Here is a 17528-nt window from a genome sequence, read left to right as displayed (position 1 = left end):
AACGACCTCACGGAAAGGCCGCTCCAAACCGCCCGCGCCCCGTTTCCGGCCTGCTAGACTGGAATTTCCCCCTGCAAACGATGGAGGGAATCATGTTGTCCGTCTACGTCGTGAAGACTGGCGAGCAATTCCTGTGTACCGCCGAGGATGGCGATATCGGCATGGCACCGGCGGTTGAAGATGCCACGTCGTTTCTTTCGTACGAAGAAGCGGAAAAGGCAGCGCACGCGCATGCCGATCCCGGATACGAAATCGTCGCCGTCTGCGTGCTCAGGCACTGACATGGCGCCCGCTTCCGGGCGCTCGGCGACGTGATGCGGCTGGCGGCTCCGCTGGCGCCATGTGACATCGGTGGCGCGATCGGCTGCGTACGAAATTCCCTGCGAACGGACGAATTGCGTGTCGTGATTCTCGCGATGGGGTCGCCCTGCGCATCAACAGTCCCACCGTGTACGGCGCACGCGCCTTTCCTGAAACGCCCGGCATCCGGCGCGCACGCCTCGTATGCGGCGCTGCCGGGAACCGGAGCGTCGTTGCTCCGATTTATCTATCGTCTGGGGCCTTTCATGCCCTCCGACTCCATGGCCGCATTCCACTCCTCATTCGCCTCGATCGGGTCCATCGCTTCGTCAACCGACGCCGTTGCGCGCTCGGCCGCCGCGATGGTTTCGCCTGCGTCGGAGGCGACATCGCTGTCGCCGTCGCCTGGGGGATGCAGCATGTCCTCGAGCATCGCGCTCAACTCCGACGTGTCCCATGGCAGCCCACGCCGGGTCCGATCCTTGATGTAGTGCCTCACTTCCGCGTCTTGCTCCACGGTCAGCGGCAGCCCTCGGAAGGTGCTTTGGGGGCCAGCGTCGATCATCGCATTCTCCTGTTTCTACGGCATCCTCAGTTTACTCGTCCATTGCGAACATGCGAGCCGCGATGGGTGCGCGCTTGCGGCGGATCAAACGTATGGGCTCGACAGGCGAACAGCGGCCTGGGCCGGTCATTCAGCGGCTCGGCCAGTTTGTCGGGGAGCCGCGAGCTGTTCATACCACTCATTTCCCTTGGGGAAAACACGTGTCGCTGAACTGGAGAGCGTCGGGACTCACCCGCCTGCGTCTCCGGACGGCGCCTGCCGCAAGCGAGCCGTCCGGTTTCGACGGCCACGCCCGCAGCCATTCGCTGACGACCTCTCACTTCCGCAGCGAAATTTCCACGCGACGATTGCGCGCGCGCCCCTCCGCGGTATCGTTCGACGCCGCCGGATTGGCTTCGCCGTGACCGGTTGCGGCGAACGCATCCGCTTTCAGCCCGTGCTCGCGCAGATACCCCGCGACCGCATCCGCCCGGCGCTTCGACAGCGCCTGGTTGTGCGCATCCGAACCGGTCGCGTCGGTATAGCCGTCCACTTCCACGCGCGAGAAATGCCGGTCGCCCTGCCGGTTCAGCAGCGTGTCGAGCGCGGCGGTGGCCGCGGGCGTCAGCACGGCCGAGTCGGTCGCGAAATACGCATCGCCGGTCAGGCTCACCTTCTCGGCCGACACGGGCGCCGGCGCAACGACCGCGGCGGCCGGCGCGAGCGCCGCACCGCACTGGAACACGATCGAATGCGGATCGGCGCCGTCGCGGTACGGCGTGGTGGTGTCGACCAGGCGCACGGGCTCGTTGCCGCACATGCGCGTCGCGACCTTCATGCAGGTCTTCGCGGTCGACAGGATGCCGTGACAGTCGACCTGGAACGTCCGGATGCCGTTTCGCGACTGCAGTTCGTACGCGTTGTACGTCGGCCCCGACGCACTCGAACAACCCGCGAGGGCAACGACGGACGTCAGCAGGGCAAGATGGATGTTTTTCACTTGATTACTCCGAGAATGCGATGGGCGCAGCGTGCGCGGCGCGATGACGCGACCGCACGCGCATGCATTTGCGTTTGCGTTCGGCGCGGCCCGATCCGGCAACGCGTGCCGGAACGAACCGCTGCGCGCGATCACTTCCACTGATACAGCACGCCCGCGCCGACCACGCGCTGGCTGCCGGCGAAACCGCCGTTCAGCGTCGCCTTCAGGTTCTCCGTGACGCGCGCCTGCACGCCGACCGCCATCGCCTTCTGGCCCTGGAACGTCGCCGTGCCGACCCCCATCGCGAAGTTCGAATCGCGGTCCATGTGCGGGATCGACGCCATCGCGGCGGTCGCGGCAATCCCCTCGCGGGCCATCGAGTCGGTCTGCTGGATCTGCTGCTGCATCTGCGTGAGCTGGTTGTTCACCGTGTTCAGCGACTGCGTGAACTGGTTCGATACCGCATTCAGCTGGTTCACGTTCACCGCGTCGGTGCCCTGCGTACCGGCCGCGACGTTCACGACTTGGCGCGCCGAATCCGCCGAGCCGACCGCGACCACGTTCGAGCGCCCGCCGTCGTTGCTGCCAGCGCCGAGCGCCGTCGAGTTGTTGCCCGATGCGGTCGACCCCACGCCGATCGCGGTCGAGCCGTTGCCGGACGCCGTCGAGCTGTTGCCGACCGCCGTGCTGTTCGAGCCCGACGCGACCGCCCCCGATCCGCCCGCCGACGAATTCGAACCGCTCGCCCCCGGCGGCACGTTGCCGCCGGGCGGGTTCGTCGTGTACTGCCCGCCGAGGTTGGTCGTGCGCTGGTCGATCAACGTCGTCAGCTGGTTCGCGACCGAATCGAGCTGCGACACGTTCACCGCGTCCGTGCCGTTCTTGCCGGCGGCCAGCCCGGTGATCTGCCGGTTGCCGACGTTCACTTCGCCGGCCGACGACTGCGGGCTGCTCAGCCCGTACGCGACGTAGTTCGTCAACGCGCCGACGGTGGTCAGCGAACCGGCGCCGAGCGCGACGCTGTTCGCGAACGTCGCCGAGGCCCCTGCGCCGAGCGCAAGCGCATCGGTCGCGCTGCCGCGCGCCCCCGAGCCGAGCGCGACGCTGCCCACGCTGACCGCCACCGCGTTGGCGCCTTGTGCGACCGACTGCGCGCCGGTCGCCGTCGCGCCGCTGCCCAGCGCGATCGCATCGGCCTGCGCGGCACTCGCCGCCTGCCCGATCGCGATGCCGCCCGGCGCGGTCTGGTCGACGATCGCGCCGTTGCCGATGCCCACGCCGTTGTCGCCGTTGACGACCGTCGTCGGCCCGACCGCGACCGATTCCGCGCCGACCGCGAGCGAATCGCCGGCCGTCGAATTCGCGTGGAAATACTTCTGGCCCGTGACCGCGAACGACTGCAGCGCACCGGTCAGCTGGCGCACCGTCACCGCATCCTGCTGGCCGGTGCCGTCGGCGACGTTGGTGATCTGGCGGTACGTCCGGTTCGTCGCATCGCCGACCGATACCGCGCCGAGCAGCGTCTGGTCGGTCGTGTCGAACGGGATCGACGCACTGCCGTTGCGGATGATGCCGGAGGCGGGCGCCGTCGCGCGGTCGGCCACCGAACCTGAGCCGAGCGCGATGCTGCCGTCCACGCGCGAGATCGCGCTCGGGCCGATCGCGACGCTGTCCAGGCCGCGCGCCTGGCTGTCCGGCGCGGTGGAGTTCGCGTGGAAGTACTTGATGCCGTTCGCGTTGATGTTGTCGATCGCCGAGCCGACGTTGTTGTTGATCGTGGTGGAGCCGTCGCTGTTGTACGTCACGTACGACGGCGCGGAGATGGTGCCGGTGGCCGGATCGTAGGTGGCGCCGCCGCCGATCGCGCCGGCCGTGCTGTTGCCGAGGTTCGTGTTGTTGTTCGTGATCGAGCTCAGGCTGGTCGACAGCGAACCGATGCCGGTCGACGTGGCGGTGGACAGCGAAGTCAGGTTGCTGTTGGTCGAACTCAAGCCGGTGGACAGCGAGCCGACGACGGTCGACGTCGACGTGGACAACGACGTGATCGTGCTGTTGGTCGAGCTCAGGCCGGTGGACAGCGAGCCGACGACGGTCGACGTCGACGTCGACAGCGACGTGATCGTGCTATTGGTCGAACTCAGGCCGGTCGACAGCGAGCCGACGACGGTCGACGTCGACGTGGACAACGACGTCAGGTTGCTGTTGGTCGAGCTCAGGCCGGTGGACAGCGAACTGATGCCCGTGGACGTCGACGTGGACAGCGATGTTACCGTGCTATTGGTCGAGCTCAGGCCGGTCGACAACGACGACACGCCGGTGGACAGCGACGTGATGCTCGATGCAGTCGACGTCGACAGCGAATCGAGCGCCGTGTTCGTCGCGGCGAGCTGCGACCCGTTGATCGCGTCCGTGCTCGACGCATCGACACGCCCGGCCGCGACGTTGGTGATCTGACGTTCGGCGTTCGGCGCGCCGACGCTGACGACGCTGGTCGGATTCGTGCCCTTGTAGTTGTAGATGACGCCGCCGAGCGTTCCGGTCGCAGTCGGATTCGGCGCGGCCGTCACCGACCCGGAGCCGAGCGCGACGTCGCCGGCACGGGTCGCCGCCGTCGCGCCGTCACCCAACGCGATATTGCCGGCCATCCCCGCCGCGCCCGCCGTCGAACCGTTGCCCAACGCGACGCTGCCCTGACCGATCGCCTTGTTGTTGTTGCCGATCGCCACCGCGCCATTGGCTTGATTGGTGACCGTCGCAGATGCGGTGCCGTCGCTATTGGCAATGTTGTTCGCACCACCCGTGAAAGCACCGGTGCCGCTGGCGTAGCTCGGATCGCCGATCGCTACCGCACCGTTGCCGACGGCAGTGTTGCCCGCGCCGATGGAAACCGCCGTGCCGCCCGTCGCGGTGGCGCCTGTGCCGATCGCGACGGCGTTGCCGGAATCAGCGGTGGCGCTGCTTCCCATGGCAATCGCGTTGGCGGCCGACGCACTGGCGGCATCGCCGATCGCCACGGCGGCAGTACCTGTCGCGACCGCGGTCGCGCCGAATGCGGACGAGAACTGACCTGTCGCCTGGCTGCCGGTACCGACTGCCGTAGCACGATAGGTTGGCGTGCCGGTGTTGTTGCCGGCGATCGACGAAGCGCCGATGGCAACACTGCCGTCGTCGATCGCGGAAGACGCAGCCCCCAAGGCGACCGTGTTCGTGGCGGCGGACGTGGCCTGCGTGCCCAAGGCGATCGCATTGGTGCCGGTCGCCGTGCTGGAGGTGCCGGCCGCGAACGCGTTGGTCTGCGATGCCGTCGCGCTGGAGCCCAGGGCGGTGCTCCCTACGCCGGTGGCGAGCGCGAGATTGCCCAACGCCAGGCCGAACTGCTGCGTCGCGCTCGATTGAATGCCCATCGCGATCGAACTGACGCCCGATCCAACAGTGTTCACACCGAACGCAAGCGCGTTGTTGGCGCTGGCCGTCGTATTCGAGCCCATCGCGATCGAATTGGTGCCGAGCGACTGCGTGCCCGAACCGGGCACGCCCGCCGTGCCGCCCCAGCCGATCGCGATCGACGCGGTGCCCTTCGCGCCGCTGTTGACGCCCATCGCCACACCCGAATTTCCGGCAGCCAGCGAGCCGCTGCCCACCGCGACGCCGGCCGCTCCCGAACTCGTCGACTGATTGCCGAGCGCAACCGAGCCCGTATTGATTGCATTCGACGCATAGCCGAGCGAGACGCTTTGTGCGCCTACCGCGCTCGCGCCGAGACCGAGCGCCGCGGCATACTGACCGGACGCCAGCGCATTGTTGCCGAGGCCGATGGCCGACACACCCGTCGCGACCGCACCGCTACCCATCGCCACCGATCCGCTTTGCGTCGCACTCGACAGGTTGCCGACGGCAACCGAAAAGGCGCCGCTGCCAATCGACTGCACGCCCATCGCCACACCGTTGAAGCCGGTGGCCTGCGAATTGATGCCGATGGCCGTCGCGCCGTCGGCCATCGCATGCGCGCCCGGGCCGATCGCCGTGGACGACTGACCAGCCGCCGTCGACAGATTGCCGTAAGAGGTAGCATTCACCTGCGACGCTACGGAACCGTTGCCGATCGCCGTCGAACTGGCGCCACCGGTCGCGGAGCCGCCACCTGCCGAATATTGCGCATGCGCACTGGCCTGGAACAGCCCGAGATACGCGGCCGCCATCATCACGACGAGCCGTCTGGGCGAAAGCGTCGGGTTCGTCCCGATGCCCGCGTCTGCCGCATGCGCGGATGCTCTTCTCGACGACGCAACCCGCTTTCCGCGCGCACGATCGAGCTCCGACGCCGCAACCCAGGCGCCCAGTGCTTCGTTCCAGATCGACTTGAACGACTTGTTCATCTTGTTTTCCCTCGGTTCACATGTGCTGGATGACGCAGCAGCGGGCGCGGTGCCAGGCGAAGTGCTGACCGCTTCGCTTTCGCCTGTATCGCGACGTCCCGCCACTTACTTTGTACGACTAATCAAAACAACGTACGGCGGTGCCCGACACGCGCGACCCACGTCGCGATTGCACGATCGACCGCCGCGCATGCCCGTTCGGCGCGCTGCGCGATCACGATCGTCAGTTATCGATTGATGGACATCGACATCGCCGGCCCGACGGCGACATGACGCACGACGCAGCGCGCATCCGCACGTGCGTACACCGTCGCGCCAAACGGAAGGCGACTTCGACTCTCACTGGAAATGCGTCGCTCGGACGCTGGACGAACGGATACCGACCCGCGCCGCGGGTGGCCCGTCGTGTTTCATTCAGGTGGCGTAAGGCGCCGTGCCGTCCCCGGATCTGAAGCATGCGCCGCCGGATCGCTGACGCTGACAGCCGGCACCGGATCGATCGACCCGGTGCGCTGACCTGCCATGCTTGTCGTATTCATATTGTTCGTATCCGCCTGATTCGAAGAGCGCCGCGCGTGGCCGCCGGCTCGGTCGAACCGCCCGGCCGCCGACGCGAAGTCGCCCACCCCTTTTTCGTCCGACCGGCGACGGCCGTTCCGGATTTCCCCGAACAACCGGCCACGCGCCGAACGACCCCGGCATCGAATTAATCGATCGAATTTGTTTGACGATTTCTTGTTGCCCGATGCCTCAAACACCCGGAAAACCCCACCGCTTCGCGACTCGCCTTTCACATCGAGCGATGGCGCGAATGATGACGTTTTCATTACCTCGTGCCCATTATTTTCGCTGCCTCGTCCCATCATGCGGGAATGCCATTCTTCAATGAAACGTTGAATACTGGATGCCCGGACGGCGATGACAACCGCAATCTTTACAGCAGCCGACGTCCGTGAAAGAACCGATTCCAGCCGCGTCAGGGCTAGTTTGCCGACATTCCCTCAAAAAAACCTTTTCTGCGGCGGACAAACCCTTTTCCAGAGCGGACTGCATTTACATTCATACATATTGGAAGGCAACCCGATTTTCACGACAACGCAGTATCGATCCCGAATCGGCCGGAAATTAATCGAACGATTCATGATTTAGCGAACGTCATTACACATCGCCATCGAATTTTCGATAATGCGAGTGCGAATTCATGATTCGGGCCATTTCAACTTCGACAATCATATAATCGGAAATAAAGACCGAAATCAACGAAGTCGACTCGGCATATTTTCCCTGCCCTTTTCCCGGAAAACGGACGACACCGCCGCATACTCGCGACGCCGTGCGACAAGCCCACACGCGCCGCACGGAATCCCGCCACCGGCGCTATTGTCGGCATATAATTTTTTGCAACAATCGTCCAGATAACGATGTTGACGATCTGATCGGCCCCCCTCCCTTCCAACGCGTTCGCAACCATGCCATCCCGCTTGCCCAGTCCGGCGCCGCCTCGCACCACGCCGGATCTCGCTGGCGCACATATTCTGATCGTCGACGATCGCCCGAACGACCTGCGGCTGTTGACGGAAATCCTGCGCGCCGCGCAATGCCGGATCAGCGTCGCGTTCGACGGGTTGCAGGCCTACCATCGCGCACAGGCCATCGCGCCCGACCTGATCCTGATGGACGTGCGCATGCCGCGCATGGACGGTTTCGCCGCGAGCCGGCTGCTGGCGTCGACGCCGTCGACGCAGTCCATTCCGGTGATCATCCTGACGGCCGCGGGCGATCTCGACGATCGCATCGCGGGGCTCGAAACGGGGGCGCTCGACTACATCGTCAAACCGTTCGAACCCGCGGAAGTCATCGCGCGCATCCGCAATCACCTGAAGCGCGTGCGGCGCAGCCAGCCGTTCGCGCACCTGCCCGAACTGCCCGACAGTCCCGACGCGGCCCTCGTGCGCGCGGCGAGCGACGTGCTGCTGCGCGACCTGCGCCATCCGCCGGCGCTGGAGGATCTCGCCAAACAGGTCGGCACGCACGAAAAGCGGCTGTCGCGCGTGTTCCGCGATCATCTCGGCCAGACCGTGTTCGAGTATCTGCGCGACACGCGGCTGCGCGCCGCGATGCACTTCCTGTCGGAAACGTCGATGGGGATCGGCGACATCGCGGAGGAAATCGGCTTCTCCACGCCCGGCAATTTCGCGACGGCGTTTCGCGAGCGCTTCGGCATCACGCCGTCCGACTGGCGACGCCAGCGCCACGCGCTCGACGCGCCGGCCGCACCGGGCGGGCGCCACGGCGATGCGTAGGCGCGGCGCGGCATGGGCGGCGGGTTGTCGCGCGGCGCTCCTGCTTCTGGCGGCGCTGGCCGCCACGTGCGTCACGTACGCCACGGCCCGTGCCGCAACGGCGCCGAATCCCGCGCAACTCGAAGCCGTATCGGTGTTCGAAGACGCCGGCGCGACGATGTCCGCCGCCGAGGTAGCCGCGCAGCTCGCCGAGCCGTCGCGACGCGCGGCCCCGACAACCGCGACCGCGTTCAACGTGTCGTTTTCGCGCTCGGCGTGGTGGGTTCGCGCGACGCTGGTCAACCGCGACAGCGAGACGCGCCCGCTGGTGCTCGCGATTCGCGACGCGCGCGTCGATCGCGCCGACTTCTATGTCGACCGGCACGGCCAATGGATGCTCGAGCGCAGCTTCCCGACCGACCGCGGCGACGCGAGCGGTGCGCCGGCGCGCTACCCGACCCTCGACGTCACGCTGCGCGCGGGCGAACGACTCCCCGTGCTGATCCGCATCACGTCGCGCAAGGAAATGCGGCTTGCGCCGGTCGCGTTCACCCGCGACGCGTGGATCGCGCAGGAATTGCACGCGTCGATGTGGAACTTCGGATTCTTCGGCGGGCTGCTCGCTCTCGTCTGGTGTGCGCTGCTGATCGGCTTCTTCTCGCGCAGCGGCGTGTTTCACGTGCTGGCCGCGCTCACCCTGAACACCGCGCTGTTCGAAGCGGCGTACCGCGGCTATCTCGCGATGCTCCTGTTGCCCGGCGCGCGCGAGTGGTCGACGCGCGGCGAAACGATCTTCGTGTACCTGTCCGTTGCGTGCTTCATCGCCTTCATCCTGATGGTCTCGCATCGCGAGAAGGCGAACATCCCGATGCGCGCGGTGTACATGGTGTTTCTCGCGCTCGAATGCGCGGGGATAATCGGTGCGGCGTTCGGCGATCTGGCGACCTTCGCCCGGTTCTGCCTGTGGCTGAACACCGTGCTCGCGCTCGTCAACATCAGTCTCGCACTGATGCTCGTGATCCGGCGCACCCCGACGGCCCGCGTGATGCTGATCGCGGTCGGGTTCGCGACCTTCAACATGCTGATCCGCATACTCGACGGCCGGGATGCGTTGCCGTCCGTGCTGTCATGGATCCACTCCGACGTCTTTCCGAACCCCGTCATCGCGATCATCGGGCTGGCGACGCACCTGCTGGTGCTGGCCGCGTGGATCCACCACGTGGGCCGGCAGCGCACCGAGGCACGCAAGCGGCTCGAACACTGGCAGCTCACCGAGCAGGACCGGCTGCGCGACGAGGTCGCGCGGCGCACGGTGGCGCTCAACGAAGCGTTGCAGCAATCGAAGACGCACATGCAGCAGAAGATCGAGACGCTCGGCTATGTCAGCCACGACCTGCGCGCGCCGCTGTCGACGATCAACGGTTACGCGAAGCTGCTGCTGCAAGGCGCGACGCGCGGGCAGGAGCGGCTGATCCGGTCGATCGACCGCAGCATCCGCTATCAGCTCGCGTTGATCGACGAATTGCTCGCGTTCACGAAGGCCGAACTCCAGCCGCTCGGCGTCGCGCCCGATCGCACCGACCTGCCCGGGCTGCTGGACGACATCGGCCACTACGCGGCCGCGCTGTGCGAGCAGCAGCACAACCGGTTCGTCTATCGGCCGGTCACGGCGCTGCCGCGCACGGTGCGGATCGACGGCATTCGCCTGCAACAGGTATTGCTGAACCTGCTGTCGAACGCATCGAAATTCACGCGCGACGGCACGGTCGCGCTGTCGGTTCACGCGTCGCGCGAAGGCGATGCATGGCGCCTGCTGTTCGAGGTCGCCGATACGGGCATCGGCATCGACATCGGCGCGACCGATGACATCTTCCGCGCGTACCAGCAGGTGCAGGCGGTGAACGGCGGCACCGGGCTCGGCCTGTTCATCGCGCAGCGCATCGTCGCCGCGATGGGCGGCGAGCTGGCCGTCGCGAGCCAGCCGGGCGTCGGCACGACGTTCTCGTTCGCGGTCGTCGCGCCGGCCCTCGGCCATGCGCTCGCGCCGGCGTCGGGGCTCGTCAGGCGGTTCGATCCCGCCGTCGAAGCGGAACCGGCCAGCGCCGCGCCCGCGATGCGCTGCCCGCCCGCCGACGCGCTCGCCGAGCTGATCGCGCTCGCCGGCGAGGGCCGGCTGACCGATATCGAGGAATGGCTCGGCCAGTATGCGGACGAGCCGGACCATGCGCCGTTCGCGCAGGAAGTGCGCGCGCACCTCGATGCGCTGGACTTGCCGGCGATCGAAAGACTGGCCGGCTCGCTGAAACGCACGCGCGTCGCGGATACGTCGTTCGACACCGAGGCGGACACGACCGGGCCGGCGTGACGGCGCGGACGCAGGCGGCATGCCGCCGCGCGCGTCACTCCACCGCGATTCCCGCGCGCCGCCGATCGGCCCGCTCGACCACGCGGGCCAGCCGAATGATGTCGGTCAAGCCGAATTCGCCGGCATCCGGGCGCGGCCGGCCATGCTCGTCGGCCACGCGCATCGCGAACGCCAGCGCTTCCGAGCGCTCGCGCAGCAGCACCCGCAGCGCGTCGGCCACGATCCGGCAGTCGCGCGCGTCGCCCAGGTCGAGCAGCGGCCGACGGCCATGCTCGACGGCCAGCGCATCGGCCATGCCCGTCGTCAGATCATCGCGCTTCATCGTGTTCTCCTCGCGCAAGGGTAGTCGGTCGCACTACGATCGCCGCATCGTCGATACCAGCCCGATGTCCTCCTTGGGCGGCGCCGGCCGCGCGGGCGCGGCAGCCTGCGTCGGCCGCCGCGCGCCGAGCCCCGTGCCGCCGGTGCGGCGCCGCGTCGCGTGCCGCTCGATGACCCGCTGCAGCACGCAGAACACGCACAGCAGCGCGCCGATCACGATCCGCGTCCACCACGAACTCAGCGTGCCGTCGAACGTGATCAGCACCTGGATCGTGCCGAGGATGCCGACGCCGAACACCGAGCCGATCACGTAGCCCACGCCGCCCGTCAGCAGCGTGCCGCCGATCACGGTCGCGGCGATCGCGTCAAGCTCCATCCCCTGCGCCTGCAGCCCGTAGCCCGACAGCACGTAGAGCGTGAACACCACGCCGCCGAGCGCCGAACAGAAGCCGCTCAGCGCATAGACGCCGACCTTCGTGCGCGCGACCGGCAAGCCCATCAGCAGCGCCGAGCGTTCGTTGCCGCCGACCGCATACACGTTGCGGCCGAAGCGCGTGAAATGCGCGACGTAGATCGCGACGGCGAGCGTCGCGAGCGCGATCAGCGCACCGGCGCTCAGCATGCCGCTGCCGAGCGGCACGCTGATGCCCGCGATCGCATGGAACGCCGGCGCATTGATCGTGATCGACTGCGTCGTGATCAGGAAGCACGCGCCGCGCGCGAGAAACATCCCGGCGAGCGTGACGATGAACGGCTGCAGCTTGAAGTAGTGGATCAGCGCGCCCATCGCCGCGCCGTACAGCGCGCCGAACGCGAGCACCAGCGGCACGATCACCCACACGGGCCAGTGCAGCCGTTCGGCGCCGACCGCGCAGAAGATCGTTGTCAGCGCAACGACCGAGCCGACCGACAGGTCGATGCCGCCCGACACGATCACGAACGTCATCCCGATCGCGACGATCAGCAGGAACGCATTGTCGACGAGCAGGCCGGTCAATACCTGCATCGAGAAAAAGCCCGTGTACATCACGGACCCGAAGCCGAACAGCGCGGCGAACAGCACGATCGTCACGACGATCGGCAGCGTGCGCGGATCGGCGAGGCGGCCAAGAAAACGGGTCATCGCGGCGTCGCTCCGGTGGTGGTGGCGCGCGATCGCGCGGAAGGCAGCAGCCGCGACGCATGCCGCACGAGCAGCGCGCGCGCCGCGTCCGACTGGATCAGCGTCACGACGATCACGACGACCGCCTTGACGACGAGCGTCGCCTCCGGCGGCACGCCGATCGAATAGGTCGTGTAGGTGAGCGTCTGGATGATCAGCGCGCCGAGCACCGAGCCCGCGAGGCTGAAGCGGCCGCCGAGCAGCGACGTGCCACCGAGCGTGACCGCGAGGATCGCGTCGAGTTCGAGCAGCAGCCCCGCGTTGTTGCCGTCGGCGCTGCGCACGTTCGAGCTCGCGAGGATGCCCGCGAGCGCGGACATCACGCCCGAGCACAGATACACGCCGAACACGATCGCACCCGAGCGCAGCCCGACGAGCCGCGTCGCGACCGGATTCACGCCGATCGCGCGAATGAACAGCCCGAGCGCCGTGCGGTTCACCAGCAGCGCGATCGCGCCGATCGTCGCCAGCGCGATCCACACCGCGCACGGCACGGTCGCGAGATAGCCGCCGCCGAGTGCGAGGTAGCCGGGCGCGCCGATCGGGATGATCTGGCCGCCCGTCAGCAGTTGCGCGATGCCGCGCCCGGCCACCATCAGGATCAGCGTCGCGATGATCGGCTGCATCCCGACGAAGGCGACGAGCAGCCCGTTCCACGCGCCGGCCAGCAGCCCGACGCCGAGCGCGGCGACCAGCGCCGTGCCGACTTGCGACGGGTCCGCCTCCAGCACGGTCGCGGCCGCCGCGCCGGCGATCGCGACGATCGCGCCGACCGAGATGTCGATCCCGCGCGTCGCGATCACGAGCGTCATGCCGAGCGACACGATCACGAGCGGCGCCGCGCGATTCAGGATGTCGATCGGCGCGCCGAACAGATGGCCGTCGAGCAGCGCGATCGACAGGAAACCGGGACGATGCGCGACGTCCAGCGCGAACAGCAGCACGAGCGTCAGCACCGGCCACGCGAGCGAATGACGAAACAGCGTGCGTAGCCACGTCATGACTGGCCTCCTGCGATCAACCGGTAAACCTGTTCCTCGGACGCATCGGCGCCGCTCAGCTCCGCGACCTTGCGCCGGTCGCGCAGCACCGCGATCCGGTGGCTCACGCGCACGACCTCGCCGATCTCCGACGAGATGAACAGGATCGCAAGCCCCTGCGCGCACAGCGCGAGCACGCGCTCCATGATGTCGAACTTCGCGGCGACGTCGATGCCGCGCGTCGGCTCGTCGAGAATCAGCAGCTTCGGGTCCGTCGCGAGCCAGCGCGCGAGCAGCACCTTCTGCTGGTTGCCGCCCGACAGCAGTCCGATCGGCTGTTCCGCGTCGCGCGCCTTGATGCCGAGCCGCGCGATATACGTGTCCGCGATCTCGCGCTGGCGCGCCCGACCGATCAGCCGCCACCAGCCGCGCCGCGCCTGCAGCGCGAGCACGATGTTCTCGCGGATCGACAGTGCGGCGACGATACCCTCCTTCTTGCGATCCTCCGGGCAGTACGCGATCCCGTTGCGCACCGCGTCGTGCGGCGACGCGAGCCGCTTGCGCGCGCCGTCGATCTCGATCGCGCCGGTATCGGGGCGCGCGGCGGCGAACGCCAGTTGCGCGGTCTCGGTGCGGCCCGAGCCGAGCAGTCCGGCCAGCCCGACGATCTCGCCGGGGCGCACGTCGAGATCGAGCGCGCTCATCATCCCGCGACGGCCGACCTGCTGCATCGACAGGAACGGCGCATCGGCCGCGGCGGTACGCTCGACCGCGGCGGCGCCGGCCTGCAACGTGTCGGACATGCGCTCGCGGCCGGTCATCTTCGCGACCAGCACGTCGACCGGCAGGTCGCGCGCGAGGTACTCGCCTTCGCGCTCGCCGTTGCGCATTACGGTGATCCGGTCGGACACCGCATAGGTCTGCTCGAGAAAATGCGTGACGAACAGGATCGCGATACCCGACGCCTTCAGCCGGCGCAGCACGTCGAACAGCCGCGCGACCTCGCCGTCGTCGAGGCTCGACGTCGGTTCGTCGAGAATCAGCACGCGCGCGTCGACCGACACCGCCCGCGCGATCGCGACCATCTGCTGCACCGCGATCGGATACGAATCGAGCGAACGCGTGACGTCGAGCGCGAGATCGAGTTCGGCGAGCGCGTCGCGCGCCCGTGCGTGGATCGTCTTCCAGTCGATCGCACCGCGCCGCATCGGCTGCCGGCCCGCGAAGATGTTCTCCGCGACCGACAGGTTCGCGCAGAGGTTCACTTCCTGATACAGCGTCTGGATCCCGGCCGCCTCCGCCTCGCGCGGCGCGGTGAAATTCACCGGCGCGCCGCCGACGCGAATCTCGCCCGCATCGTGCGCATGCACGCCGGTGAGCACGTTGATCAGCGTCGACTTGCCCGCGCCGTTCTGGCCCATCAGCGCGTGGATCTCGCCCGGAAACAGCCGGAAGTCCACGCGCTGCAGCGCGCTGACGCCCGGAAACGACTTGTCGATGCCGATCATCTCGACCACCGGCGGACTCTGCATGCATCCTCCCTCGAAGCGTCGCCGGACGGCGGCCGCGAGGCCGCCGCCCGGGCGGACAGGTCAGTACTTGCGGGTCGGCAGCACCTGCGCCGCGACGTTCATCGGGAACACCGTCTCGTTGGTCACGATGCGCTTGGGCAACTGCTTGCCGGCGACCACGTCCTTCACCGCGGTCATCAGTTGCGGGCCGAGCAGCGGGCTGCATTCGACGTCGACGTTGATCTTGCCCGCGACCATCGCCTGAAAGCCGCCCTTGGTCGCGTCGAACGACACGACGCTGACGTCCTTGCCGGGCTTGATGCCGGCCTCTTCCATCGCCTGGATCGCGCCGAGCGCCATGTCGTCGTTGTGCGCGTAGACGACGTTGATCTGCTTGCCGTAGGTCTTCGCGAACGCTTCCATCACCTGCTTGCCGCCGGCGAGCGTGAAGTCGCCGCTCTGCGATGCGATGACCTTGAATTTCGGATTGTTCTTGATCACTTCGAGCAGGCCCGCGCGGCGGTCGTTGGCCGGCGCGGAGCCGACCGTGCCCTGCAGCTCGACGATATTGATCGGGCCCGCATCGTTCTTGTAGCGCTCTTCGAGCCAGTGGCCGGCGCGCCGCCCTTCCTCGAGGAAGTCGGAGCCGATCATCGTCACGTACAGCGACGGGTCCTTCACGTCGACGCCGCGGTCGGTCAGGATCACCGGGATATGCGCGGCCTTCGCTTCGGTCAGCACCGGCTCCCAGCCCGATTCGACGACCGGCGAGAACGCGATCACGTCGACCTTCTGCGCGATGAACGAGCGGATCGCGCGAATCTGGTTCTCCTGTTTCTGCTGTGCGTCGGAAAACTTCAGGTTGATGCCGGCGTCCTTCGCCGCGCCCTTCACCGATACGGTGTTCGCGGTGCGCCACGCGCTTTCCGCGCCGACCTGCGAGAACCCGAGCGTGATCGGCTTTTGCTGCGCGTGCGCGCCGCCTGCCAGCACCGTCGCCGCGGCGACGATCGCGCCGGCCGCGAGCTTCCTGATGAATGTCATGGTCCGTCTCCGATGATGTCGTTGTGTGCCGCGGCGCTGTTGTGTTTCTGCGTGGCGCTGGCGCGGATCGGGCTGCCCCGGCCGGCGTGTCGTGCCGGCGCGGTATACAGACCCCGCATCAGTTTAGGAACAAGTCCGATAACCTTCCAATGAAATATTGGATTGGGGCGATGTCGGAATCGGCATGCGTATAAACACCTAACCACGCGAGCGAGGCCGGGCGCGGCGGCGCACGGTTCTTGCTCCGTCGCAATGGCTGTTCGCACCCCATGCCAGGCGAGCGCCCTTCACGCGAACCCAAGGAGACAAGCATGATCGCTGCCCGTGAGCGCGGGTCGCCGCGCACCGCCGCCGCCGGCCGGCGCGTCGCGACATGAAGCGGCCCGCTTCGAGCGCCGTCGCGGCGCTGCGCCATGTCGACGACCGCCAGCCCGGCTACACGCGCCGCCGGCTGCGCAACGGCTTCGCGTACTACGGGCCGGACGGCATGCGGATTCGCGATGCCGCGGAAATCGCCCGCATCGACGCGCTCGCGATCCCGCCCGCGTACACCGACGTGTGGATCTGCGCCGACCCGCTCGGCCACTTGCAGGCGACGGGCCGCGACGCGCGCGGCCGCAAGCAGTACCGCTATCACCCGCAATGGCGGGAAACCCGCGATGCGAACAAGTACGCGCGGATGGCCGCGTTCGCGCGGGCGCTGCCGCGCATCCGCGCCCGCGTCGCGCGCGATCTGGCGCTGCCGGGTATGCCGCGCGACAAGGTCGTCGCGACGATCGTCCGCTTGCTCGATACGACGCTCGCGCGGATCGGCAACGCGGAATATGCGCGCGAAAACGGCTCGTACGGGCTGACGACGCTGCGCAAGCGCCATTTGAAGATCCAGCCCGGCCAGGTGCGGCTGCGCTTTGCCGGCAAGAGCGGGATCGAGCACGACGTGACGGTCGACGACGCGCGGGTCGCGCGGATCGTCCGGCGCTGCGCGGAGTTGCCCGGGCACGAGCTGTTCCAGTATGTGGACGACGACGGCGTACGCCATCCGGTCGGGTCGTCCGACGTGAACGACTACCTGCGCGAGGCCGGCGGCGCCGATTTCACCGCGAAGGATTACCGGACCTGGGCCGGCAGCGTGCACGCGCTCGGATTGCTGCGGCGCATCGAGCATCGCGGCGTCACGCATGCGCGCAAGCAGATCGTCGAGACCGTGCGCGCGGTGGCCGACCTGCTGCGCAACACGCCGGCCGTGTGCCGGCGCTGCTACATCCATCCGGCTGTACTCGACGCGTTCGAGGCGGGCACGCTCGCCGCGCTCGCGGTCCGGCGTACGCCGCGCGGCCTGCGCGCGGACGAAGCGGCATTCGTCGCGTTGCTGGTCTCCGCGAGCCGGCGCCCGGCGAGATGACCGTCCACGCCGCGCCTGCGCCCATCGGGGCGCGATCGGCATCGCTTCTTCCCCGCGTGTCGTTTACCACCGGGTTCCGGGCGCATGACCGATAGCCGCTCGCGCCCGTTTCTCTAAACTGGTTCGCACAACACACCTGCCCGGTGTCGTCCGCCGCGCGCGTCACGCCACCGGCATCGAGGCATCCCCGAGACATCCGCCTTCGCTGTCCGTCGGCCCGCACGCCCCCGCTGCATTCCCGCCGGCCGCGCCGCCAAGG

At 67.8% G+C, this 17528-nt stretch carries 13 protein-coding genes; 4 read left to right on the top strand and 9 right to left on the bottom strand.

Annotation, left to right across the window (positions count from 1 at the left end):
* The first annotated feature begins 92 nt into the window (after positions 1-92).
* Entirely contained in the window at positions 93-281 is a 189-nt protein-coding gene (locus tag KR541_RS31730; protein ID WP_050013539.1) for a hypothetical protein, read from the top strand.
* A gap of 266 nt (positions 282-547) precedes the next feature.
* Here the strand turns inward: KR541_RS31730 and KR541_RS31725 are convergent, their stop codons facing one another.
* The 4 genes from KR541_RS31725 to KR541_RS31710 all read right to left on the bottom strand — a co-directional run bounded on the left by KR541_RS31725 (position 548) and on the right by KR541_RS31710 (position 7068).
* The gene (locus KR541_RS31725; protein WP_204384759.1) at positions 548-865 is read right to left on the bottom strand and encodes a hypothetical protein; all 318 of its coding nucleotides are present in this window, start codon (positions 863-865) and stop codon (positions 548-550) included.
* Between the two features lie 316 nt (positions 866-1181).
* Entirely contained in the window at positions 1182-1844 is a 663-nt protein-coding gene (locus tag KR541_RS31720) for an OmpA family protein (protein WP_050013647.1), read from the bottom strand.
* Positions 1845-1975: 131 nt separating this feature from the next.
* Positions 1976-6202 carry a YadA-like family protein gene (locus tag KR541_RS31715; RefSeq protein WP_216090050.1) on the bottom strand — a complete coding sequence of 1409 codons (4227 nt, stop codon included), beginning with the start codon at positions 6200-6202 and terminating at the stop codon, positions 1976-1978.
* 410 nt (positions 6203-6612) lie between these two features.
* Positions 6613-7068 carry a hypothetical protein gene (locus tag KR541_RS31710; RefSeq protein WP_160300511.1) on the bottom strand — a complete coding sequence of 152 codons (456 nt, stop codon included), beginning with the start codon at positions 7066-7068 and terminating at the stop codon, positions 6613-6615.
* Positions 7069-7671: 603 nt separating this feature from the next.
* On the opposite strand from KR541_RS31710, the gene KR541_RS31705 reads away from it, so the two are divergent.
* Together KR541_RS31705 and KR541_RS31700 are read left to right on the top strand one after the other, a co-directional pair.
* Positions 7672-8505: a response regulator transcription factor gene (locus KR541_RS31705; RefSeq protein ID WP_050013542.1), complete on the top strand. Its 834-nt coding sequence runs from the start codon at positions 7672-7674 to the stop codon at positions 8503-8505.
* Positions 8498-10849: a sensor histidine kinase gene (locus KR541_RS31700; RefSeq protein WP_204384755.1), complete on the top strand. Its 2352-nt coding sequence runs from the start codon at positions 8498-8500 to the stop codon at positions 10847-10849. The genes KR541_RS31705 and KR541_RS31700 overlap by 8 nt, the downstream gene beginning before the upstream one ends.
* Positions 10850-10883: 34 nt before the next feature.
* Here the strand turns inward: KR541_RS31700 and KR541_RS31695 are convergent, their stop codons facing one another.
* The 5 genes from KR541_RS31695 to KR541_RS31675 are packed head-to-tail and all read right to left on the bottom strand — an operon-like array spanning position 10884 to position 15867.
* On the bottom strand, positions 10884-11189 hold the full coding sequence (locus tag KR541_RS31695; RefSeq protein WP_235356196.1) for a hypothetical protein: 306 nt from the start codon (positions 11187-11189) through the stop codon (positions 10884-10886).
* A 15-nt stretch (positions 11190-11204) separates the two neighbouring features.
* Positions 11205-12293 (bottom strand): galactofuranose ABC transporter, permease protein YjfF, encoded by a 1089-nt coding sequence (gene yjfF / locus KR541_RS31690; protein WP_050013544.1) that lies wholly within the window; start codon positions 12291-12293, stop codon positions 11205-11207.
* Positions 12290-13333 (bottom strand): ABC transporter permease, encoded by a 1044-nt coding sequence (locus tag KR541_RS31685; protein ID WP_050013545.1) that lies wholly within the window; start codon positions 13331-13333, stop codon positions 12290-12292. Before KR541_RS31685 ends, yjfF begins: the two co-directional genes overlap by 4 nt.
* A complete protein-coding gene (locus KR541_RS31680) occupies positions 13330-14844 on the bottom strand; it encodes a sugar ABC transporter ATP-binding protein (protein ID WP_089490087.1) in 1515 nt (504 codons plus the stop codon). Before KR541_RS31680 ends, KR541_RS31685 begins: the two co-directional genes overlap by 4 nt.
* 60 nt (positions 14845-14904) lie before the next feature.
* Complete coding sequence (locus KR541_RS31675; RefSeq protein WP_006481192.1) at positions 14905-15867, bottom strand: ABC transporter substrate-binding protein; 963 nt, start codon at positions 15865-15867, stop codon at positions 14905-14907.
* Between the two features lie 373 nt (positions 15868-16240).
* On the opposite strand from KR541_RS31675, the gene KR541_RS31670 reads away from it, so the two are divergent.
* Positions 16241-17269 carry a DNA topoisomerase IB gene (locus KR541_RS31670; RefSeq protein WP_089490088.1) on the top strand — a complete coding sequence of 343 codons (1029 nt, stop codon included), beginning with the start codon at positions 16241-16243 and terminating at the stop codon, positions 17267-17269.
* Positions 17270-17528 lie beyond the last annotated feature (259 nt).

Origin of the sequence: Burkholderia sola (assembly GCF_905400185.1) — a bacterium.
In the GTDB taxonomy this organism is placed as follows: Bacteria; Pseudomonadota; Gammaproteobacteria; order Burkholderiales; family Burkholderiaceae; genus Burkholderia; species Burkholderia sola.
Note: the sequence above shows the minus strand (reverse complement) of the source record. Positions and strands in the feature narration are given on the sequence as shown.

Bases quoted from the DNA above. Each gene is read 5' to 3' on its own strand.
- KR541_RS31730 (WP_050013539.1), top strand. From the start codon at position 93: ATGTTGTCCGTCTACGTCGTGAAGACTGGCGAGCAATTCCTGTGTACC.
- KR541_RS31725 (WP_204384759.1), bottom strand. From the start codon at position 865: ATGATCGACGCTGGCCCCCAAAGCACCTTCCGAGGGCTGCCGCTGACC.
- KR541_RS31715 (WP_216090050.1), bottom strand. From the start codon at position 6,202: ATGAACAAGTCGTTCAAGTCGATCTGGAACGAAGCACTGGGCGCCTGG.
- KR541_RS31710 (WP_160300511.1), bottom strand. From the start codon at position 7,068: ATGATGGGACGAGGCAGCGAAAATAATGGGCACGAGGTAATGAAAACG.
- KR541_RS31705 (WP_050013542.1), top strand. From the start codon at position 7,672: ATGCCATCCCGCTTGCCCAGTCCGGCGCCGCCTCGCACCACGCCGGAT.
- KR541_RS31700 (WP_204384755.1), top strand. From the start codon at position 8,498: ATGCGTAGGCGCGGCGCGGCATGGGCGGCGGGTTGTCGCGCGGCGCTC.
- yjfF (WP_050013544.1), bottom strand. From the start codon at position 12,293: ATGACCCGTTTTCTTGGCCGCCTCGCCGATCCGCGCACGCTGCCGATC.
- KR541_RS31685 (WP_050013545.1), bottom strand. From the start codon at position 13,333: ATGACGTGGCTACGCACGCTGTTTCGTCATTCGCTCGCGTGGCCGGTG.
- KR541_RS31680 (WP_089490087.1), bottom strand. From the start codon at position 14,844: ATGCAGAGTCCGCCGGTGGTCGAGATGATCGGCATCGACAAGTCGTTT.
- KR541_RS31675 (WP_006481192.1), bottom strand. From the start codon at position 15,867: ATGACATTCATCAGGAAGCTCGCGGCCGGCGCGATCGTCGCCGCGGCG.
- KR541_RS31670 (WP_089490088.1), top strand. From the start codon at position 16,241: ATGAAGCGGCCCGCTTCGAGCGCCGTCGCGGCGCTGCGCCATGTCGAC.